The sequence below is a fragment of the Cupriavidus sp. C3SS-1 genome (genome assembly GCF_057073755.1).
This window is the reverse complement of record NZ_CP172699.1, coordinates 285,219-304,944: the sequence shown is the minus strand read 5'-3', so window position 1 is coordinate 304,944 and position 19,726 is coordinate 285,219. Positions and strand designations below refer to the sequence as shown.

Below are 19,726 nucleotides of genomic sequence, written 5' to 3'. Positions count from 1 at the left end.
ATGCCGGCGCGCACCGCGATCGACGAGGCCACGCTGCAGGCTTATCGCGAGACCGAATATCGCGTGCATGGCGATGCGCCGCTGATACTGAAGATCGACCAGCCAAGCGCACCGCTGGCCGCCTTGCATGCGCGGCTGCGGGTGGCGTCGAGCGCGTTCATCACGGCAGCGAATCCATTCAGCCAGCAGCCATGCGATCCATTGCGCAACGACGCGCGGCAGCATGCGCTGGCCGACGAACTCGCGCGACTCGGCTTTGCCGTCATCGCCGGCATCGGTCAGCATCCGGACAACGGCTGGCCAGGCGAGCCCAGCTTCCTGGTTCCCGGGATATCGCTCGACACCGCCAGCGCGCTCGGCACGAAGCACGGCCAGAACGCCATCGTCTGGAGCGGGGCCGATGCCGTGCCGCGGCTGATCCTGCTGCGCTGAACGTGCGCCGCGCCTTTTCCTCCCGGCGCCTGCTGGCTGGCGCGGCCGCCTTGGCGGCCGCCGCCTGCGCGCCGCTGCCTCCGGCGCCATCCATCACGCCTGCCGTACCCGCCGCTGCCATGATCGACGTGGTGGTGCGCGGCTGGCACACCGACGTCTGCCTGCGCAGCGAGGATGCGGACCCCGCCGTGCGTAGCCTTGCCGCCGGATTCGAGGAGGTGCGCTACCTCTGCTTCGGCTTCGGCGACCGTTCCTACGTGGTACGGGGCAACCATGGGGTAGTGACCATGCTGCTGGCACTCGTGCCGGCGCGAGGGGTGGTGCTGATGACCGCGCTGCGCGCGCCGCCGGCCGAAGCGTTCGGCGCGGGGAATATCGTTGGCCTGGCGGTCAGCCAGCCCGGATTGGAGGGATTGCGCACCTTCCTGCGCCACGCGGTGCAAAGGGATCCGGACGGCTACCCCATCAGGCTTGGTGCCGGCCCATATGAAGGCGGTGCCTACCTGTCGGCGACTGCTGCCTATAGCTTGCTCTATACGTGCAACACGTGGACGGCAGACGCGCTGCGCCACGCCGGGTTGCCACTGGCCCCCGTCGCAGTGTTCGCGGACGACATCATGATGCAGGTCAGGCGGATCGCCTCGGAACAGTCAGGCGCAGGGCTGGCGCCCTGAAAGCTGCCAGGGCGGCTAATAGCACGGCAACTGTGTACACGTGACCGTGGTGCCGGAGGACGGCCTTGCTGCTGCATTGTTGGCCGGAGGATTGGGGTCGCTGCTGCTGACCGAGATACAGCCGGTCAGCGACAAGGCGAGGAGCAGGACAGCCAGACAGGTTCTTTGCATTGCCGTCTCCGTTGGTGGGCTGGGGCGATTTCAGTTATAGGCGAAATCCAGGCCCTGCCCCCGGAGGCGGGCTACCAGCGGTCGCGGTCGTGGCCACGACCGTGGCCGTGGCCATGGTCACGGTCGTCGTCCCAATCGCGGTCACGATGGCCGCGGTGGCCGTACCACTGCTCGCGTCCCCACCAGCGGCGGCCGTCCCAATAGCGGTCCCCATGCCAGCCCATCACGATGGCCGGAGCAACGACGACCGGCGCCGGGCCATACGCAGCCACCGGCGGCGGGCCGTAGACAACGGGAGGAGGAGGCGCCACATAGACCGGCGGCGGCGGCGCTACATAAACGGGGGCAGGTTCGACGTAAACCGGTGCGGGCACGCCGATGCTGACGCCGACATCGACACGTGCCATCGCCGGGCTGGCTGCCAGCGACAACGCGCCAAGCGTGAAGGCGGCTAGAAGGGGTCGGATCATCTGGTTCCTTTTCTGTCTTGATTCCATGATTCACTCTAACGCGGCGGTCACGTAACGGGTGGCGTGGAATTGTTTCTGCATGTGAAGCTATGTAAGCGTCGTTCGCGGCGCGCGGCGAAGGCTTTGATTCACGTCGAAAGCAAACCGGCCGCCTCAATGGCGGCCGGCGATTACTGCACATGCGTTGCGTCAGTGCAACGCCCGTGAGTTGCAGGGATTACTTGCTATACACGTACACACCACGGCCCGTCTTGCGGCCCAGATAGCCTGCGGCCACCATCTCGCGCATCAGCATGGCGGGGCGGTACTTCGGATCGGCAAACTCCGTGTACAGCACTTCCATCACTGCCAGCATGGTATCCAGGCCGATCATATCGGCCAGCGCCAGCGGGCCGATCGGGTGGTTGCAACCGAGCTTCATGCCTTCGTCGATTTCTTCCGGCGACGCCAGGCCTTCGCCCAGCACGCAGAAGGCCTCATTGATCATCGGGCACAGGATGCGGTTGACCACGAAACCGGGGCTGTTCTTCACCGTGATCGGGTACTTGCCCAGTTCCTTCGCCAGCGCCTCGACGTCGGCGTGCGTAGCGTCGCTGGTCTGCAGGCCGCGGATCAGCTCGACCAGCGCCATCACCGGCACCGGGTTGAAGAAGTGCATGCCGATGAAGCGGTCGGCGCGGCTGGTCACGGCGGCAAGCTTGGTGATCGAGATCGACGAGGTGTTCGACGCGATGATCACTTCCGGGCCGACGATCCCGTCGATCTGCTTGATGATCTTGACCTTCAGGTCGAAGTTCTCGGTGGCGGCCTCGATCACGATGTCGGCCTTCTTCAGGTCTTCATACGCGGTGGAGCCGTGAATGTGCGCGAGCGCGGCGGCCTTGTCGGCTTCGCTGATCTTGTCCTTCTTGATCAGGCGGTCCAGGCTGCCGGCGACGGTGGCAATGCCCTTCTGCACCGCTGCGTCGCTGATATCCACCATCACCACGTCCAGGCCTACTACCGCGCAGGCCTGTGCGATGCCGTTGCCCATGGTGCCGGCACCGACGATGCCCACTGTCCTGATTGCCATCTCTCTGTTCCTCGTTGCTGGTTATGTATTCGTTGTCCGCTAGCGCTCGGGCAGCCGCTCAGGCAGCCTGTTCGCGCAGCGCGGCGATGACGCGCTGCGCGTGGGCCTCGAGCACGTCCGGGGTCTGCGTGTCGCGCGCGTGGCCGCGCAAGGCCTGGTCCGAATAGCGCGGCACGATATGGAAATGCACGTGCGGCACGGTCTGGCCGGCAGCTGCGCCATTGAACTGCCCGATCGACAATCCGTCCGGATTGAAGGCCTGGCGCACCGCGCGCGCGACGCGCTGCGTGGTGCGGATCGCGGCCTCGGCGCCGGCTTCCGACAGGTCGAACAGGTTGACCGCGGCTTCCTTCGGCACTACCAGGGTATGGCCGTCGGATTGCGGCATGATATCCATGAAGGCGATGGTCTCGGCATCTTCATAGACCTTGATGCACGGCAGTTCGCCACGCAGGATCTTCGCAAAAATATTGTTCGTGTCGTACTGGCTGTTCATGGTCGGGGGGCGGCGTGGTTCCGGGGTCCGGCGAGCTGTCGAGTTTAACGCACAGGGGCGGCCATGGCCGTGATAGCCCCCCGCCGCCCCTCGATTTCCGTGCAATTTTCTGCCTTTTATTTCACATATTGCGGCGGTACTGCCCTCCGACCTCGAACAGCGCGTGCGAAATCTGCCCCAGCGAGCACACGCGCACCGCGTCCATCAATACCGCAAACACATTCTGGTTGTCGATCACGGCCTGGCGCAGGCGCTGCAGCATGGCAGGCGCCGCGTCGGCATGCGCCTGCTGGAATGCGGCCAGACGGTCGAGCTGGCTCTGCTTCTCGGCTTCGCTGGAGCGCGCCAGTTCCAGCTTTCGCGGGATCGGGTCGCCGTCCGGATTGCGGAACGTGTTCACGCCGATGATCGGCAGCGTGCCGTCATGCTTGAGCTGTTCATAGTACAGCGACTCCTCCTGGATCTTGCCGCGCTGGTAGCCGGTCTCCATCGCTCCAAGCACGCCGCCGCGCTCGGCAATGCGCTCGAACTCCTGCAGCACGGCCTCTTCGACCAGGTCGGTCAGCGCTTCGATCAGGAAGCTGCCCTGGTTCGGGTTCTCGCACTTGGCCACGCCCCATTCGCGATTGATGATCAGCTGGATCGCCAGCGCGCGGCGCACCGATTCGCCGGTGGGCGTGGTGATGGCCTCGTCATAGGCGTTGGTGTGCAGCGAATTGCAGTTGTCGTAGATCGCGATCAGCGCCTGCAGCGTGGTGCGGATATCGTTGAAGTCGATCTCCTGCGCATGCAGCGAGCGGCCCGAAGTCTGGATGTGGTACTTGAGCTTCTGGCTACGCTCGTTGGCACCATACTTGTCGCGCATCGTCACCGCCCAGATGCGGCGCGCCACGCGGCCGAGCACGCTGTACTCGGGGTCCATGCCGTTCGAGAAGAAGAATGACAAGTTGGGCGCGAAGTCGTCGATGTGCATGCCGCGCGCCAGATACGCCTCGACATAGGTGAAGCCGTTGGCGAGCGTGAAGGCGAGCTGCGAGATCGGGTTCGCGCCGGCCTCGGCGATGTGGTAGCCCGAGATCGACACCGAATAGAAGTTGCGCACCTGGTGGTGCACGAAATACTCGGCAATATCGCCCATCACCTTGAGCGAGAACTCGGTCGAGAAGATGCAGGTGTTCTGGCCCTGGTCTTCCTTGAGGATGTCGGCCTGCACCGTGCCGCGCACGTTCTGCAGCACCCACGCGCGGATCTTGGCCTCTTCGTCGGCGCTCGGCTCGCGGGCGTTGTCGGCGCGGAATTTATCGAGGTTCTGGTCGATGGCGGTGTTCATGAACATCGCCAGGATGGTCGGCGCCGGCCCGTTGATCGTCATCGACACCGACGTGCTCGGGCTGGTCAGGTCAAAGCCGTCATAGAGCACCTTCATGTCGTCGAGCGTGGCGATCGACACGCCGGAATTGCCGACCTTGCCGTAGATGTCCGGACGCACGTGCGGGTCTTCGCCGTACAGCGTGACCGAGTCGAATGCGGTGGAAAGCCGCTTGGCCTCCATGCCTTCCGACACCAGCTTGAAGCGCCGGTTGGTGCGGAAGGCATCGCCCTCGCCGGCAAACATGCGCGTGGGATCTTCGTTCTCGCGCTTGAATGCGAACACGCCGGCGGTGTACGGGAAGCTGCCGGGCACGTTCTCGCGCATCAGCCACTTCAACACTTCGCCATCGTCTTCGAAGCGCGGCAGCACGACCTTGCTTATCTTCGTGCCAGACAGCGTGGTGCTTACGAGCCGCGTACGCAGTTCCTTGTCGCGAATCCTCACCACGTAGTCGTCACCGCTGTAGGCCTGCTGCATTTGCGGCCACATGTCCAGCAGCTTGCGTTCGAGCGCGCCAAGCGCTGCGTCGCGCTGCGCGCAGAGGTTGTCCAGTGCAGCAACGCCTTCGCCCTGCGCTTGCGCGAGCATGCGGCTGGACGCACGCAATTGCTGGCGCTCACGCGCGATGCGGCTCTGCTCCGCCACGCGCCGGTGATAGCCACGCAATGTATCGGCCAGTTCCGCCAGGTAGCGGTTGCGCTGCGGCGGAACGATGACGTTCTGTCCGGTCGAAACGCGGCCGGTCAGCGCCGGCAGCGTGCCCGGCTGCAACTTCAGTCCCTTCGCGGCCAGCGCCTCGCGCAGGCCCTGGTAGAGCATGGTCACGCCGTCGTCATTGAAGCGCGACGCCTGCGTGCCGTACACGGGCATGTCCTCGGGCTTGCCATGCCATTGTTCGCGGTTGCGCTGCACTTGCTTGGCCACATCGCGCCAGGCATCCTGCGCGCCTCTGCGGTCGAACTTGTTGATCGCGACGAAATCGGCGAAGTCGAGCATGTCGATCTTCTCGAGCTGGCTCGCGGCGCCGAACTCCGGCGTCATCACGTAGAGCGAGAGGTCGACGTGCGGGACGATGGCCGCATCTCCCTGGCCAATGCCCGAGGTTTCGACTACGACCAGATCGAACCCGGCCACCTTGCACGCGGCGATGACATCGGGCAGTGCCTGCGATATCTCGCTGCCTGCCTCGCGCGTGGCCAGCGAGCGCATGAAGATGTTCGGATGGTTGATCGCATTCATGCGGATGCGGTCACCGAGCAGCGCGCCGCCGGACTTGCGCCGCGACGGGTCGATCGAGACCATCGCGATGCGCAGCGTGTCCTGCTGGTCCAGACGGATACGGCGGATCAGTTCGTCCGTCAACGACGACTTCCCAGCGCCGCCAGTTCCGGTAATGCCCAGCACTGGCACCGTGGCCTGGTCCGCCTGCGCGCGCAGATCCGCCACCAGCGCCGGATCCGCTTTGCCGTTCTCCAGCGCGGTAATGAGCTGCGCCAGCTCGCGACGGTCGCCTGCGACCACCGCGTCGAGCGTTGTCGGCGCATAGCGGCTCAGGTCGATATCGCAGCGCTGCACCATGTCGGCAATCATGCCGGCCAGGCCCATGCGCTGGCCATCCTCGGGACTGTAGATGCGCGCCACGCCGTAGGACTGCAGTTCGCGGATCTCGTCCGGCACGATCACGCCGCCACCACCGCCGAACACTTGCACATGCTCGCCGCCCTTCTCGCGCAGCAGATCCACCATGTACTTGAAGTACTCGACGTGGCCGCCCTGGTAGCTGGAGATGGCAATGCCCTGCGCGTCTTCCTGCAGCGCTGCGGTCACCACTTCATCGACGGAGCGATTGTGGCCGAGGTGGATCACCTCGCAGCCGTAGGACTGCAGGATGCGCCGCATGATGTTGATCGATGCGTCGTGGCCGTCGAACAGCGAAGCCGCCGTGACGAAACGCACCTTGTTGACGGGGCCGCGCGCCTGCGCCCGGGGCGCGTCGCGACGGGCATCGCGCACATCGGAAAGATCGGTCATGGTCTCCACCGCTGGCTGGATTGGCTCGCGGCCGCCTGCAGCCTGGGGCGCCGGTCTGGTGCCGGCTTGGCCGTGCTTGCGGCGGGCGTGGTCCCCGGCGGCTACGACGGGGGCCAATCGATTATATGGCGTTGACGTTTACGTAACCCAAGTCAGCGATTGTGCGGCGAATCAATCACATCGCTACGCGTAGTAACGTCTTGCGTTATTAACGCCATGCGTTATCATAACCATGATTACGTCGTTCAACTGCCGCGACACCGCGCTGCTTTTCGGTGGTACCCGCGTTGCCCGATTTACCAACATCGAACAAGTCGCCATCCGAAAGCTGCAGCAAATTCATGCGGCGGACAGCCTTGGCTTCCTGCGGGTCCCGCCAAACAACCGCCTGGAAGCACTCAAGGGAGACCGTGACGGGCAATTGAGCATACGGATCAACGACCAGTGGCGCATCTGCTTCCGGTTCGCCGATGGCTACGCAGCCGACGTCGAAATCGTCGACTACCACTAAACACGCAAAGGAGCAGGCAATGTCTCGTGAAGTCCCGCTCGCCCCCCCAGGCGAGATCCTGCAGGCGGATTGGCTCGAGCCGCTAGGCCTGTCCCAGTACGCCCTGGCAAAGGCCATCGACGTGCCGCCGCGCCGCATCAACGAAATCGTCAAGGGTGAACGCGCGATCACCGCAGACACGGCGGTGCGCCTGGCGGCCTTCTTCGGCACCGACGCGCAAAGCTGGATGAATCTGCAGACCTACTACGACACCGAAATGGCGAAAGAAAAGATCGGTGCCGCCAAGCTGGCGGAGATCAAGCGGCATTCGGTCTCCGCCTGAGTGGCGGAATGAAGAGGGCCGCGCATGGCGGCCCTGGCAGCGGCTGACGACGCCATCACCGCACGCCCAACCGCGGGCACTCCCCAAACGCATCCGTCTTCCACTCGCCCCAGCGGTGCGCCAGCACGCGCAGCCAGCCGGCAAGTCGCGCCCACGACAACGGCGCGGATACTGCTGCCAGCGCGATACGCGCCGGGCCGCCCTCGCCCGACAGCCAGAAGCGCTCGCCCTCGGCCAGCGCAAAAACGTCGCCAGGCCGCAGCCAGAAGTCGGCCACGCAGCCTTCCACCGTGACCCATACCCGGCCCTCGATCACCTTCACGCTTTGCCCGTAGCGCGCGCGCAGGCTTACCGGCTGCCCCGGTTCATCCAGTTCAAATACCCTCAGTTCACGCATGTCGCACTCCTTGCCAGCGCGGCGGCACCGATCTCCGCCATGCTTCCATTATTCGCATGCCCGACTAGAATCCCATGTACAGTTGTGAACAGTTTTCCATGAACTGTTCAGTAGTTTTTCCTGACAGTTCGACTGATAGGTCGACGCCACCATGAAGCTGATCATTGACCCCACCACGGGCGTTCCCCTGACCGAGCAGATCATCCAGGGCGTGAAGGCCTGGATCAGCTCCAGCGAGGCGCGCCCCGGCGCACGGCTGCCTTCGATCCGGCAGCTTGCGGCCAACAGTGGCATCAGCCGCTTCCCGGTGATCGAGGCCTACGACCGGCTGGTGTCGCAAGGACTGCTGGATTCGCGCCATGGATCGGGCTTCTATGTGGCGGAGAGCCCGCTGGCCACCCGGTCGGCGCGCGGCTGGTCGGACCCGAGCCTGGCCGAGGACCTGTCCGGCCACATCATGGAGCAGTTCAACCATCCCAGCGGCGCGCTCAAGCTGGCCGGCGGCTTCGTACCCGAGACCTGGCGCGATGTGGAAGGGCTGACCCAGGCCATCCGTGCGGTGTCGCGCAACGACATCGACAGCGTGATTCACTACGCGACACCGCTTGGCCACCCTGAACTGCGCCGGCAGGTGCTGCTGCGCGTGCGCCAGCTCGGCATTGCCGCGGAGCTGCCCCAGGTGCTGATCACCACCGGGGCCAGCCAGGCACTGGACCTGGTGGTGCGCCACCTGCTCAAGCCGGGCGACACGGTGTTTGTCGAAGATCCCGGCTACTACAACCTGTTCGGCCTGCTGCGCCTGCACGGCGTGCAGCTCGTAGGCGTGCCGCACACGCCGTCCGGCCCAGACCCCGAGGCCACCGAGGCACTGCTGCGCGAGCACAAGCCCAAGCTGTTCTTCACCAACAGCGTGCTGCAGAACCCCACGGGCTCGACCCTTGCGCCGCCAGTCGCGTTCCGACTGCTGGAACTGGCGCGCCGCCATGGCTTCCGCTTTGTCGAGGACGATATCTTCTCGGACTTCCAGACGCACTTCACCGACCGGCTCGCCACGCTGGACCAGCTGGAGCACGTGATCTACATCGGCGGCTTCTCGAAGACCGTGTCGGCCTCGCTGCGCACCGGCTACCTGGTGGCGGACAAGGCGCTGGTGAAGGACCTCGTCGATGTGAAAGTGCTCACCAGCGTGGCCGGCTCGCACTTCGCGGAGGCGGTCACCGCCTCGCTGCTGGAACGCGGCGCCTATCGCAAGTACGTGGAACGGCTGCGCCTGCGCGTGCGTGAGTCTTCGGCCAACGCGGTGCGCCAGCTTTCGGCATGCGGCTGGGAAGTGTTCTGCGAGCCCGCGGGCGGCAACTTCCTGTGGGCCCGTCCGCCGGGCATCGAGGACTCGCGCGAGCTGGTCGCGCTGGGCGAAAAATACGGCGTGATGCTCGCGCCCGGCAACTACTTCCGGCCGGGCGGCGAGACCTCGGCGTGGATCCGCGTCAATACCGCGTATGCCAACGAACCGCGCTCGGTGGCGTTCATGCGCGAGGCCGCCGCCATGGGCCAGGAGAGCGCAAGGGGCTGAGCCTCAGCCGCCGTGGTTGTGCAGCACGGCGTTGCGCCGCGCGTAGAGGAAATACACCGCCAGGCCGATCGCCAGCCACACCAGGAATGCGATCCAGGTGAGCGCCTGCAGGTGGGCCATCAGGAACAGGCAGAAGCCCGCGGACAGCAGCGGCACCACCGGCACGCCCGGGCAGCGGAACGCGCGCGGCAGGTCGGGCCGGGTGCGGCGCAACACCAGCACGGCAACCGAGATCAGCGTGAAGGCAGCGAGCGTGCCGATATTGATCAGCTCGGCCAGCACATTGAGCGGCACGAAGCCGGCAATGATGGCGAACACGATGCCCACTGTCCACGTGGCGAAGTACGGCGTGGCATGCACGGGATGCACCGACGAGAGCCGCTCGGGCAGCAGGCCATCGCGCGACATGGCAAAGATGATGCGGGTCTGGCCGTAGGTCATGACCAGGATCACCGTGGTCATGCCCAGAATGGCGCCGAGGTCGACAAAGCCAGCCACCCAGTTCTGTCCGGCGAACTGCAGCGCCAGCGACACGGGATGATCCACGCCCTCGAATTTCGCGAAGGGCACGATGCCGGTCATGATCGCGGCCACCACCACGTACAGCACGGTGCAGACCGCCAGCGAGCCGACAATGCCGACGGGCAGGTCTCGGCTCGGGTTGCGCACCTCCTCCGCGGCCGAGGTCACGGCGTCGAAACCGATGAAGGCAAAGAAAACCAGCGCCGCAGCATTGAACACGCCGGTCATGCCGAACGGCGCGAACGGCTGCCAGTTCGCCGGTTTCACGTGCCACACGCCCACGGCGATGAACAGCAGCACCACGCTGATCTTGATCGCCACCATCACATTGTTCAGCCGCGTCGATTCCTTCACGCCGTACGACACCACCCAGGTGATCGCCAGCATGATCAGCATGGCCGGCAGGTTGACCATGGTCGCCACGCCGGGCACGGCGCCCGGCGCCGCCGTGAGCGCCGCCGGCAGCTTCAGCCCGAAGCCGGCGACGAGCGACTGGAAATAGCCCGACCAGCCCACCGACACCGCCGAGGTGGCCAGGCCGTATTCGAGCAGAAGGTCCCAGCCGATCATCCAGGCGATGATCTCGCCCAGCGTGGCATAGCTGTAGGTATAGATCGATCCCGACACCGGGATGGCGGAAGCAAACTCGGCATAGCAAAGCGCGGCGAAGCCGCAGGCCATGGCCGCGATGACGAAAGACACCGTCAGCGCCGGGCCGGCGGTCAGCGCGCCGGTGCCGGTCAGCACGAAGATGCCGGTGCCGATGATGGCGCCGATGCCCATCATCACGAGGTCGATCGGCCCGAGCACTTTCTTCAGGCCGTCGTGATCGGCCACGGCGAGCATGGCGTCAATATTCTTGGTGCGGAACAGACTCATCAGAATTACCCCCGCGAATGCCGTCTTGTGGATGGCTTCGCCTTTTCCTGGAAAGGACGGGAGTTTACTCTTGTGAGCGTGCGCCAAAAGCCACTAGGCGCCGGGCGGGATGATCCACGTCACGCGTCACGCAGATCATCCCTGCGGGGGGACGCTACTTCGCCACCGGCATCGTGAACTCGGCGCCCTTCGCGATCGAGTCTGGCCAGCGCTGCATCACGCTCTTGTAGCGCGTGTAGAAGCGCACGCCCTCTTCGCCGTAGGCGTGATGGTCGCCGAACAGCGAGCGCTTCCAGCCACCGAACGAATGCCACGCCATCGGCACGGGAATTGGCACGTTGATGCCCACCATGCCAACCTGGATCTGCCGCGCGAACGCGCGCGCAATGCCGCCGTCGCTGGTGTAGCAGGACACACCGTTGCCGTACTCATGCGCGTTGATCAGCGCCACCGCTTCGGCAAAGTCATGCACGCGCACCACCGACAGCACCGGGCCGAAGATCTCTTCCTTGTAGATCGTCATGTCGGGCGTGACGTTGTCGAACAGCGTGCCGCCGACATAGAAGCCGTTCTCGTGGCCCGCGACCTTGTGGCCCCGGCCATCGGTCACGAGCTTTGCGCCTTCCTGCACGCCCTTCTCGATATAGCCTTCGACTTTCGCCTTGTGCGCACCGGTCACGAGCGGCCCCATTTCGGCGTCGGCTTCCATGCCGTTGCGGATCTTCAGCGTCGAGGCGCGATCGGCCAGGCGCGGAACAAGCTTGTCGGCCACATCGCCCACGGCCACCGCGACGGAGATCGCCATGCAACGCTCGCCAGCCGAGCCGTAGGCCGCGCCGACCAGCGCATCGACGGCCTGGTCAAGGTCCGCGTCGGGCATCACCACCAGATGGTTCTTCGCGCCGCCCAGCGCCTGCACGCGCTTGCCTTGCTTCGTGCCTTCGGTGTAGATGTATTCGGCGATCGGCGTCGAGCCGACGAACGACAGCGCCTGCACGTCCGGATGCGCAAGCAGCGCATCGACGGCCGCCTTGTCGCCCTGCACGACGTTGAACACGCCGTCGGGCAAGCCAGCCTGCTTGAGCAGGTCGGCAATCAGCAGGCTCGGCGACGGATCGCGCTCGGATGGCTTGAGCACGAAGGTATTGCCGCACGCGAGCGCCACCGGGAACATCCACATCGGCACCATCACCGGGAAGTTGAACGGCGTGATGCCGGCCACCACGCCCAGCGGCTGGCGCAGGTTCCAGTTGTCGATGCCGCCGCCCACGTTGTCGGTGAAATCGGTCTTGAGCAGGTTCGGAATGCCGCAGGCAAACTCGACCACCTCGATGCCGCGCGTGACTTCGCCCTTGGCGTCGCTGAACACCTTGCCGTGCTCGCGCGTGATCAGCGCGGCCAGGTCGTCATGGTGCTTGTCCAGCAACTCCTTGAACTTGAACAGGATGCGCGCGCGGCGCAGCGGCGGTGTGTCGGCCCACGCCGGGAACGCGGCCTTGGCGGCCGCGACGGCATCGGACACGTCCTGCGCGGTGCCAAGCGTCACGTGCGCGGCCACCTCGCCGGTGGCCGGGTTGAAGACATCGGCAAAGCGCGCGGATGCGCCTTGCCGGACCGTGCCACCGATGTAATGGTGGATTTCGGCGATCTGCCGGTTCTCTGCAATATTCACTTCGGCGTCCCTCGTTACTGCACTTCCCGCAGGGCCTGCTTGACGGTGTCGAACAGTTCGGCGATCTGCGCCTCGCTGATGATCAGCGGCGGCGAAAACGCCAGGATGTCGCCGGTGTAGCGCACCAGCACGCCGCGCTCCAGGCACTTTAGGAAGGCTTCATACGCCCGCGCGCCAGGCTGGCCCGGACGCGGCTCCAACTCGATGCCGGCCACCATGCCAAGGTTGCGGATGTCCTTCACGTGCGGCGCCTCACGTACGCTGTGCACGGCGGCTTCGAACGCGGGCGACAGTTCGGCGGCGCGGCCGAACAGGTTTTCGCGCTGGTACAGGTCCAGCGTGGCGATCGCGGCGGCGGCGGCCAGCGGGTGGCCCGAATAGGTGTAGCCGTGCGCCAGCTCGATCGCACCCGGTGCGGCGGAGTTGACCACCGTGTCGTGCACTTCGCGGCGCACGGCTACGGCGCCCATCGGCACGGCGGCGTTGTTGATGGCCTTGGCCATCGTGATCAGGTCCGGCGTGACCTTGAAGCGCTCCGCCGCGGTGGCGGTGCCCAGGCGGCCGAATGCGGTGATGACCTCGTCGAAGATCAACAGGATGCCGTGCTTGCTGGTGATCGCGCGCAGCTTGTCCAGGTAGCCGACCGGCGGCACCAGCACGCCGGCCGAGCCAGCCAGCGGCTCGACGATGACCGCAGCGATGGTCGACGGATCATGCAGCGCGACAATGCGCTCCAGCTCGTCGGCCAGGTGTGCGCCCCACTGCGGCTGGCCCTTGGAGAACGCCGCTTCGGCGATGTTCAGGGTGGCCGGAAGGTGGTCGGTGCCAGGCATCAGGTTGGCCGAGAACGCCTTGCGGTTCGGCCCGATGCCACCCACTGCCATGCCGCCGAAGCCTACGCCGTGATAGCCGCGCTCGCGGCCGATAAAGCGCGTGCGCTGGCCCTCGCCGCGCGCACGGTGATAGGCCAGGGCAATCTTCAGCGCGGTGTCGACCGACTCCGATCCGGAGTTCGTGAAGAAGATGCGGTCCAGGCCCTGCGGCATGATGGCGGCCACTTTGGTGGCGGCTTCGAAGGACAGCGGATGACCCATCTGGAACGGCGGCGCATAGTCCAGCGTGGCGGCCTGGCGCGCCACGGCCTCGGCAATTTCCTTGCGGCAGTGGCCGGCGGCCACGCACCAGAGGCCCGCGCAACCGTCCAGGATCTGGCGTCCGTCGTGGGTGGTGTAGTACATGCCGCTGGCAGACGCCAGCAGGCGCGGCGCCGCCTTGTACTGGCGGTTCGCGGTAAAGGGCATCCACAGGGCATCGAGATCGGGAATCACGGTCTTGGCGGCGTCCATACGTCCTCCTCTGGCAAGCGGGTTGGCGCGCGCTGTCACGGCGAAGTGCGTGCAGCGGCAGGGATGTCGGCCACTCTACCGGCGGCCCAGGGGCGACAAAATATACAGTCCGGACAACGTCACCTTACCGTACAGTTTAGGCAAGGCAAACCGTACAGGATTGTGCCGCTGCAGCAGCGGCACCGTGTCACGCTAACGGGACCCGCCACGCGGTGCCGGGCGGCGTCACACATTGCAGTGCGTCATTTGCGGCGTGGATACCGGCGCGTTGCCCAGATGCCTTCGTGCTGCCGCTAAACTGTACAGGTTGCTTCCGTCTGAAGTGCCGCATGCTGATCCTTGACCTGACCCGCAGCCGCCGCGGCGGCGAAACTCTGACCGAACAGATCGTGGCCGGCATCGCCGCGCTGGTGGACCGCCGCGCGCTGCGCGCCGGCTCCGCGCTGCCGTCGGTACGCCGCTTTGCACAGCAGCATGGCATTAGCACCTTCACGGTGGCCGAAGCCTACGGCCGGCTCACCGCGCTGGGCTACCTTGCCGCACGCGCAGGTTCCGGCTACACCGTGGCCCACCGCCATGCGCCGGCGGGCGGCGCGCGTGCGCCGCGTTGGGAAGCGCCCGGGCTCAATGCGGCGTGGCTGCTGTCGGATGTGTTCGCCGACCATTCCGTGCCGATCAAGGCCGGCGCCGGCTGGCTGCCCGGGGACTGGCTCAACGAGGAAGGCCTGCACCAGGCCATGCGCGCTGCCGCGCGCGTGCCGGCCGCGCAGGTGTCGGGCTACGGCCAGCCTTACGGCTATGCGCCGCTGCGCGAGCATATCGCCGCCGGTCTCGGCCAGTACGGGATTCCGATGCAGGCGCAGCAGGTGGTGCTGACCCAGGGCGCCACGCAGGCGCTGGACCTGGTGGTGCGTACGCTGCTGCGCACCGGCGATACCGTGCTGGTCGAGGCGCCCTGCTACTGCAACCTGCTGCAGATCCTGCGGCTCGCCGGCCTGCGCGTGGTGGGCGTGCCGCGCACCGCGGCCGGGCTCGATACCGATGCACTGGAAGATGCCATCCGCACGCACGCCCCGCGTGCGCTGTTCGTCAACACCGTGCTGCAGAACCCGACCGGCGCCAGCCTCACCAGCATGAACGCGTTTCGCGTGCTGCAGCTTGCCGAGCAGCACCGGCTGCTGGTGGTGGAAGACGATATCTACCGCGAACTCGCGCCGGCGGGTTCGCCCATGCTGGCCGCGATGGATGGACTGTCGCAGGTGGTCTACGTCAATGGCTTTTCCAAAACCATCACGCCGTCGCTGCGTGTCGGCTATCTCGCCGCCAGCGCGGACCTGGCCAAGGCCTTCGCGCGGACCAAGATGGCAGTCGGGCTGACCTCGTCGGAAGTGACGGAGCGGCTGGTGTATTCGGTCCTGACCAGCGGCCACTACGGCCGCCATGTGGCGGCGCTGGCCGAACGGCTGCGCGCCCAGCAGGACCGCGTGACGGAGAAGATGGAAGCGCACGGCCTGGAGGTGCTGCTGCGCCCGGAAGGCGGGATGTTCGCCTGGGCCCGCGTGCGCGACGCGCTACCCGATGGCCTGCCGATGACCGGCAACCGGCTCGCTACGCTTGCGCTCGAACATGGCATCTGGCTGGCGCCAGGATCCTATTTCGAGCCGGAGGAAACGGATTCGCCATGGATCCGCTTCAATGTGGCGACCGGTGACGCGCCGCCGTTATGGGACTTCCTGGATGGCCTGTCGGACCGGGAGCGCGCCGTGCGCGCTGTCTGAACCGGCCCGCTGCCGGGCTCAGCTCCAGAGGCGCTCGACCACCATGCCAGCGGTCGCGCAGATGCCAATCCAGACCGCCATGCAGACGGCGATAAAACGGTAGCTCATATCGAAATTGACAACAACAATGGGGATGGAATGTGAATATTTCTTGAAATTATACATGCATACGTGAATGTATGTATAAACGAGAGCGCATCACATGCAGCACGCGGCCGCCTGCGCATTCCCGCTCCGGCCACAGGGGCGCCCCGGCTTCGCGCGCGGCGGTCTGCTACCCTACCCGCTCGCTTCCTGCTCCCTCCGACGGATCCGCCCTCCATGCACACCGAAGATCTCTCTACGTGGACCCACAGCCACGTATTCGACACTGGCAACCATGCCGCCGAGCGCAGCACCCGGCTGGTGATGATGATCACGGCCGTCACCATGGTCGTGGAAATTGCTGCCGGCTGGTGGTTCAACTCCATGGCATTGCTGGCCGACGGCTGGCACATGAGTTCGCACGCCCTGGCGATCGGCATGACGGCTTTTGCCTACGCGGCCGCGCGGCGCTACGCGTCGGATGCGCGCTTTGCCTTCGGCACCTGGAAGATCGAAGTGCTCGCCGGCTTCGCCAGCGCCGTGTTCCTGATTGGCGTGGCGGCACTGATGGCGATCGGCTCGGTGGACCGGTTGTTCAGCCCTCAGGCCATCCACTATCGCGAAGCCATGGCCATCACGGCGCTCGGCTTGCTGGTGAACCTCGGTTGCGCGCTGATCCTCGGCGGTGCGCACCATGATCATGACCATCATGGACACGGGCATCACCACGGCCACCACCACGACGATCATGCCCACGCGCACGGGCATGGCCACCATCACGACATCAACCTGCGCTCCGCCTACCTGCATGTGGTGGCCGATGCCGCGACGTCGGTGCTGGCCATCGTCGCGCTGGCCGGCGGCTGGTGGCTCGGCTGGAGCTGGCTGGACCCGGTGATGGGTCTGGTCGGCGCGGTGCTGGTCGGCCGCTGGGCTTTGGGGCTGCTGCGCCAGAGCGGAACCGTGCTGCTGGATCGCGAGATGGACCACCCGGTGGTCGGTGAAGTGCGCGAAGTACTGGCCGGATTCGAACCCGCCGACGACGACCGCGATGCCATACGCGTGACCGACCTCCATGTCTGGCGCGTCGGCAAGCAGCAGTTCGCCTGCATCGTCTGCCTGGTCACGCATGAAACCACCCTGACACCGCAGCGCGTGCGCGAGGCCTTGTCCGTGCATGAGGAGCTCGTGCATGTGACGGTGGAGATCAGCATCTGCCGCGACGAAGACCATCCGGGCGTGCGCGCCGCGCGGCACGCCTGACGGAGCCTGCTGCCTGTTCCCCACCGACTGGAAAGACCCGGTTACTTCCGCTCTCGGGAAAACGTGCCGGCGCTCACGCGCACGGCTTCAGGTCAGTTCGCAGCACATGCACAGCGGCGGCGTGTCGGCATGGCGATGGAATTCACTGGAGGACAGCACCTCGGCCGGCAGGCTCGAGGCAGAGATCAGCGAGAAGCCGTAGCGCGCGAAATAGCTCGGGCAGGTAGGGGTCAGCAGCACGGCGCGCTTGGCCCCGTTGGCACGCGCCCGCATCAGCACCGCGCGTACCACATGGGTGGCGATGCCCTGGTCGCGGTATTCCGGCAACACCGCCACCGAGCGGATCACCACGATCTCGCCAAAACGCTCGCCAGCCCCGCAGCCGACCACCTGCGATTCGTGCACGGCAACGTGGAAGTGCTCCAGCATGCGGAGTACATCGTCGGTTGGCAGGCTGCAGCGTTCCAGCACCGCGCCGACCGCAGGCGCATCCGGAGGTACCGCTGCCCGGATTCGCAGATCTTTAATCATCGGGAGCCTCTTAACCTTGCGTCACTACGGGAACACCACGGAAGCCCTGCATGGTCGTCACGTGCGCAAGCGCCGGATGCACCTGCACGCGACACATTGCCGCGTCAACACACTACCGCAAAGAGCCCCGTTGTTCCAGACGGTAACAACGCGTAAACAACGCTCACGGTACAGCATGAGACCGGCTGGTTCCACGCCCGTACGGGTGATATGCGAAGGGACAAGCAGGGATCGTGCCGCTCAGGGCACCGCAGGCATCCGGCGCCATGCGCGCGGAAGGAAACTGGAGGCGGGGATACGGAATCGAACCGTCGTAAACGGCTTTGCAGGCCGTCGCATCACCACTCTGCCACCCCGCCGTGGACGAAAGATCCGGGGACAAATCGTGTTGCGGGGCGCAGTGTAGCGGTAAATCGGAAAGTTTGCAGGCGCCGTACTCGCGGCGGGGTTATTCGACCCCGCCCATGCCGGACTGGATGTAGTTCTGGATGCCGACCTTGCCGATCAGTTCGATCTGCGACTCGAGCCAGTCGATATGTTCTTCGGTCGCTTCCAGGATGTCGACGACGACTTCGCGCGATACGTAGTCGCCCACCGATTCGAAATACTTGATCGCTTCCTTGCAGCTGGCCTGGGAAATCTGCTCGAGCTTCAAGTCGCAAGCCAGCATTTCACCGGTGTTTTCGCCGAGCAGCAATTTATCGAGGTCCTGCAGATTCGGCAGGCCGTCGAGCAACAGGATACGCTCGATCAGCTTGTCGGCATGCTTCATTTCCTCGATCGATTCCTCGTATTCGTGCTTGCCCAGCGCATTGATGCCCCAATGCCGGTACATGCGCGCATGCAGGAAATACTGGTTGATCGCGGTCAGTTCGTGCTTGAGCTGGGCATTGAGGAGCTGTATGACCTTCTTGTCAGATTTCATGGCATATCCCCTTCCCCCGGGACAGAAAATACTGTTTTTCCTTGTCCGATCCGGTCCGGCTTTTGCGCCGGTCTATTTTCATGGTAGGCCCGATTGGCGCGACATCAAGCGAGACGGCAAAATGCGCGGGAAATCATCGCCTGCTGTGCGCTGGATCGAGAATGCGTATGGTTTTGATTTTCGACGCGATTATCAGTCGCGCGTAAAAATGCCAGGAACGCGGTAGTTGCCCATCCGGAAGGAACAGCTCGGCGCCCATTGCCCGTAAAAAAGGAGTGGGATACCTGCTCTTTCCTATTCTCTGGAGAGCCGATCGCGTGCTGAACCGTTCGACAAAGGAACAGGGAGTGGATCATGAATCTCACGCAGCCAACATCCCGACTCAGGGTGAACTGCTTCTCGCTGTCGCTTGACGGCTACGGTGCCGGCCTGGACCAGAGCCTCGCCAATCCGATGGGAGTCGGCGGCATGTCGCTGCACGAATGGGTGTTCCCCACGCGCCGCTTCCAGGCCATGCTCGGCCGCGAGGGCGGCAGCACCGGGGTCGACAATGACTTTGCCGAACGCGGCTTCGAGAATCTGGGCGCATGGATCCTCGGCCGCAATATGTTCGGCCCCGTGCGTGGGCCGTGGCCCGATGACGACTGGAAAGGCTGGTGGGGCGACAACCCGCCCTATCACGTGCCGGTGTTCGTGCTGACGCACCACGCGCGGCCATCGATCGAGATGGAGGGCGGCACGACCTTCCACTTCGTCACCGATGGCATCCACGCGGCGCTGGCGCGCGCGCGCGAAGCCGCGCGGGGCCGCGATATTCGCGTGGGCGGTGGCGTGGCGACGATCCGCCAGTACCTGCACGCCGGCCTGATCGACGAGATGCACCTCGCCATGGCGCCGACGCTGCTCGGCGGCGGCGAGTCGCTGCTTGCAGGCATTGACCTGCCGGCGCTCGGCTATGCCTGCACCGAACACGCGAGCACGCCCGCCGCGCTGCACGTCGTGCTGACGAAGCGGGCGTAGCGCCGGCACGGCGTGCGGGTGTCCTCCACAAACAGAATCGCATAATAGAAGTTTAGAATAACAAGTGAAACTCGCCTAAGTCATTGTTTTAATTAAGCTTTTATCAGCCAGTCGCCCGCTGGCGACCGCCCCGGGCACGTGCAAATAAAAAAAGCCCGCCAGAAAAATTCTGACGGGCGCTGGAC

General features: G+C 65.2%; 19 protein-coding genes and 1 tRNA gene. 8 read left to right on the top strand and 12 right to left on the bottom strand.

Going from position 1 to position 19,726, the window contains the following annotated elements:
* On the top strand, nt 1–432 hold the full coding sequence (locus ACIGJC_RS01425; RefSeq protein ID WP_483710259.1) for a DUF3293 domain-containing protein: 432 nt from the start codon (nt 1–3) through the stop codon (nt 430–432).
* 2 nt (nt 433–434) lie between these two features.
* A complete protein-coding gene (locus ACIGJC_RS01420; protein WP_483710258.1) occupies nt 435–1,106 on the top strand; it encodes a DUF2459 domain-containing protein in 672 nt (223 codons plus the stop codon).
* A gap of 15 nt (nt 1,107–1,121) precedes the next feature.
* On the opposite strand, the gene ACIGJC_RS01415 is transcribed toward ACIGJC_RS01420, so the two are convergent.
* The 5 genes from ACIGJC_RS01415 to icmF all read right to left on the bottom strand — a co-directional run bounded on the left by ACIGJC_RS01415 (nt 1,122) and on the right by icmF (nt 6,718).
* Complete coding sequence (locus tag ACIGJC_RS01415) at nt 1,122–1,277, bottom strand: hypothetical protein (protein WP_483710257.1); 156 nt, start codon at nt 1,275–1,277, stop codon at nt 1,122–1,124.
* A gap of 71 nt (nt 1,278–1,348) precedes the next feature.
* Nucleotides 1,349–1,747: a hypothetical protein gene (locus ACIGJC_RS01410; protein ID WP_483710256.1), complete on the bottom strand. Its 399-nt coding sequence runs from the start codon at nt 1,745–1,747 to the stop codon at nt 1,349–1,351.
* A gap of 217 nt (nt 1,748–1,964) precedes the next feature.
* On the bottom strand, nt 1,965–2,819 hold the full coding sequence (locus ACIGJC_RS01405; RefSeq protein ID WP_483710255.1) for a 3-hydroxybutyryl-CoA dehydrogenase: 855 nt from the start codon (nt 2,817–2,819) through the stop codon (nt 1,965–1,967).
* 58 nt (nt 2,820–2,877) lie between these two features.
* Complete coding sequence (locus ACIGJC_RS01400; RefSeq protein ID WP_483710254.1) at nt 2,878–3,315, bottom strand: HIT family protein; 438 nt, start codon at nt 3,313–3,315, stop codon at nt 2,878–2,880.
* Nucleotides 3,316–3,436: 121 nt separating this feature from the next.
* A complete protein-coding gene (icmF, locus tag ACIGJC_RS01395; RefSeq protein ID WP_483710253.1) occupies nt 3,437–6,718 on the bottom strand; it encodes a fused isobutyryl-CoA mutase/GTPase IcmF in 3,282 nt (1,093 codons plus the stop codon).
* Between the two features lie 232 nt (nt 6,719–6,950).
* On the opposite strand from icmF, the gene ACIGJC_RS01390 reads away from it, so the two are divergent.
* Both ACIGJC_RS01390 and ACIGJC_RS01385 read left to right on the top strand, forming a co-directional pair.
* The gene (locus ACIGJC_RS01390; RefSeq protein ID WP_483710252.1) at nt 6,951–7,229 is read left to right on the top strand and encodes a type II toxin-antitoxin system RelE/ParE family toxin; all 279 of its coding nucleotides are present in this window, start codon (nt 6,951–6,953) and stop codon (nt 7,227–7,229) included.
* 19 nt (nt 7,230–7,248) lie between these two features.
* A complete protein-coding gene (locus ACIGJC_RS01385) occupies nt 7,249–7,551 on the top strand; it encodes a HigA family addiction module antitoxin (protein ID WP_483710251.1) in 303 nt (100 codons plus the stop codon).
* A 55-nt stretch (nt 7,552–7,606) separates the two neighbouring features.
* On the opposite strand, the gene ACIGJC_RS01380 is transcribed toward ACIGJC_RS01385, so the two are convergent.
* Nucleotides 7,607–7,948, bottom strand: a complete 342-nt coding sequence (locus tag ACIGJC_RS01380) for a DUF2917 domain-containing protein (protein WP_483710250.1) — start codon at nt 7,946–7,948, stop codon at nt 7,607–7,609.
* A 151-nt stretch (nt 7,949–8,099) separates the two neighbouring features.
* On the opposite strand from ACIGJC_RS01380, the gene ACIGJC_RS01375 reads away from it, so the two are divergent.
* On the top strand, nt 8,100–9,521 hold the full coding sequence (locus tag ACIGJC_RS01375; RefSeq protein ID WP_483710249.1) for an aminotransferase-like domain-containing protein: 1,422 nt from the start codon (nt 8,100–8,102) through the stop codon (nt 9,519–9,521).
* 3 nt (nt 9,522–9,524) lie between these two features.
* On the opposite strand, the gene bcaP is transcribed toward ACIGJC_RS01375, so the two are convergent.
* The 3 genes from bcaP to aptA all read right to left on the bottom strand — a co-directional run bounded on the left by bcaP (nt 9,525) and on the right by aptA (nt 13,940).
* On the bottom strand, nt 9,525–10,922 hold the full coding sequence (gene bcaP / locus ACIGJC_RS01370) for a branched-chain amino acid transporter BcaP (protein WP_483710248.1): 1,398 nt from the start codon (nt 10,920–10,922) through the stop codon (nt 9,525–9,527).
* 154 nt (nt 10,923–11,076) lie between these two features.
* Nucleotides 11,077–12,594 carry a CoA-acylating methylmalonate-semialdehyde dehydrogenase gene (locus tag ACIGJC_RS01365; protein WP_483710247.1) on the bottom strand — a complete coding sequence of 506 codons (1,518 nt, stop codon included), beginning with the start codon at nt 12,592–12,594 and terminating at the stop codon, nt 11,077–11,079.
* Nucleotides 12,595–12,608: 14 nt separating this feature from the next.
* Nucleotides 12,609–13,940: an omega-aminotransferase AptA gene (gene aptA / locus ACIGJC_RS01360; RefSeq protein WP_483710246.1), complete on the bottom strand. Its 1,332-nt coding sequence runs from the start codon at nt 13,938–13,940 to the stop codon at nt 12,609–12,611.
* 329 nt (nt 13,941–14,269) lie between these two features.
* Here aptA and ACIGJC_RS01355 point away from each other — a divergent pair, with 329 nt between their 5' ends.
* Entirely contained in the window at nt 14,270–15,718 is a 1,449-nt protein-coding gene (locus tag ACIGJC_RS01355) for an aminotransferase-like domain-containing protein (RefSeq protein WP_483710245.1), read from the top strand.
* A gap of 321 nt (nt 15,719–16,039) precedes the next feature.
* Entirely contained in the window at nt 16,040–17,065 is a 1,026-nt protein-coding gene (gene dmeF / locus ACIGJC_RS01350) for a CDF family Co(II)/Ni(II) efflux transporter DmeF (protein ID WP_483710244.1), read from the top strand.
* An 87-nt stretch (nt 17,066–17,152) separates the two neighbouring features.
* On the opposite strand, the gene ACIGJC_RS01345 is transcribed toward dmeF, so the two are convergent.
* The 3 genes from ACIGJC_RS01345 to bfr all read right to left on the bottom strand — a co-directional run bounded on the left by ACIGJC_RS01345 (nt 17,153) and on the right by bfr (nt 18,521).
* Nucleotides 17,153–17,596: a GNAT family N-acetyltransferase gene (locus ACIGJC_RS01345; protein WP_483710243.1), complete on the bottom strand. Its 444-nt coding sequence runs from the start codon at nt 17,594–17,596 to the stop codon at nt 17,153–17,155.
* Between the two features lie 284 nt (nt 17,597–17,880).
* Nucleotides 17,881–17,955 (bottom strand) — tRNA-Cys (locus tag ACIGJC_RS01340).
* Nucleotides 17,956–18,044: 89 nt separating this feature from the next.
* A complete protein-coding gene (gene bfr, locus ACIGJC_RS01335; protein ID WP_483710242.1) occupies nt 18,045–18,521 on the bottom strand; it encodes a bacterioferritin in 477 nt (158 codons plus the stop codon).
* 354 nt (nt 18,522–18,875) lie between these two features.
* On the opposite strand from bfr, the gene ACIGJC_RS01330 reads away from it, so the two are divergent.
* Complete coding sequence (locus ACIGJC_RS01330; RefSeq protein WP_483710241.1) at nt 18,876–19,541, top strand: dihydrofolate reductase family protein; 666 nt, start codon at nt 18,876–18,878, stop codon at nt 19,539–19,541.
* Nucleotides 19,542–19,726: the final 185 nt, after the last annotated feature.

Coding starts and splice junctions, on each gene's coding strand:
- aptA (WP_483710246.1), bottom strand. CDS start 13,940: ATGGACGCCGCCAAGACCGTGATTCCCGATCTCGATGCCCTGTGGATG.
- ACIGJC_RS01390 (WP_483710252.1), top strand. CDS start 6,951: ATGATTACGTCGTTCAACTGCCGCGACACCGCGCTGCTTTTCGGTGGT.
- bcaP (WP_483710248.1), bottom strand. CDS start 10,922: ATGAGTCTGTTCCGCACCAAGAATATTGACGCCATGCTCGCCGTGGCC.
- ACIGJC_RS01425 (WP_483710259.1), top strand. CDS start 1: ATGCCGGCGCGCACCGCGATCGACGAGGCCACGCTGCAGGCTTATCGC.
- ACIGJC_RS01345 (WP_483710243.1), bottom strand. CDS start 17,596: ATGATTAAAGATCTGCGAATCCGGGCAGCGGTACCTCCGGATGCGCCT.
- ACIGJC_RS01330 (WP_483710241.1), top strand. CDS start 18,876: ATGAATCTCACGCAGCCAACATCCCGACTCAGGGTGAACTGCTTCTCG.
- ACIGJC_RS01410 (WP_483710256.1), bottom strand. CDS start 1,747: ATGATCCGACCCCTTCTAGCCGCCTTCACGCTTGGCGCGTTGTCGCTG.
- ACIGJC_RS01405 (WP_483710255.1), bottom strand. CDS start 2,819: ATGGCAATCAGGACAGTGGGCATCGTCGGTGCCGGCACCATGGGCAAC.
- icmF (WP_483710253.1), bottom strand. CDS start 6,718: ATGACCGATCTTTCCGATGTGCGCGATGCCCGTCGCGACGCGCCCCGG.
- ACIGJC_RS01415 (WP_483710257.1), bottom strand. CDS start 1,277: ATGCAAAGAACCTGTCTGGCTGTCCTGCTCCTCGCCTTGTCGCTGACC.
- ACIGJC_RS01355 (WP_483710245.1), top strand. CDS start 14,270: ATGCTGATCCTTGACCTGACCCGCAGCCGCCGCGGCGGCGAAACTCTG.
- bfr (WP_483710242.1), bottom strand. CDS start 18,521: ATGAAATCTGACAAGAAGGTCATACAGCTCCTCAATGCCCAGCTCAAG.
- ACIGJC_RS01380 (WP_483710250.1), bottom strand. CDS start 7,948: ATGCGTGAACTGAGGGTATTTGAACTGGATGAACCGGGGCAGCCGGTA.
- ACIGJC_RS01400 (WP_483710254.1), bottom strand. CDS start 3,315: ATGAACAGCCAGTACGACACGAACAATATTTTTGCGAAGATCCTGCGT.
- ACIGJC_RS01375 (WP_483710249.1), top strand. CDS start 8,100: ATGAAGCTGATCATTGACCCCACCACGGGCGTTCCCCTGACCGAGCAG.
- dmeF (WP_483710244.1), top strand. CDS start 16,040: ATGCACACCGAAGATCTCTCTACGTGGACCCACAGCCACGTATTCGAC.
- ACIGJC_RS01385 (WP_483710251.1), top strand. CDS start 7,249: ATGTCTCGTGAAGTCCCGCTCGCCCCCCCAGGCGAGATCCTGCAGGCG.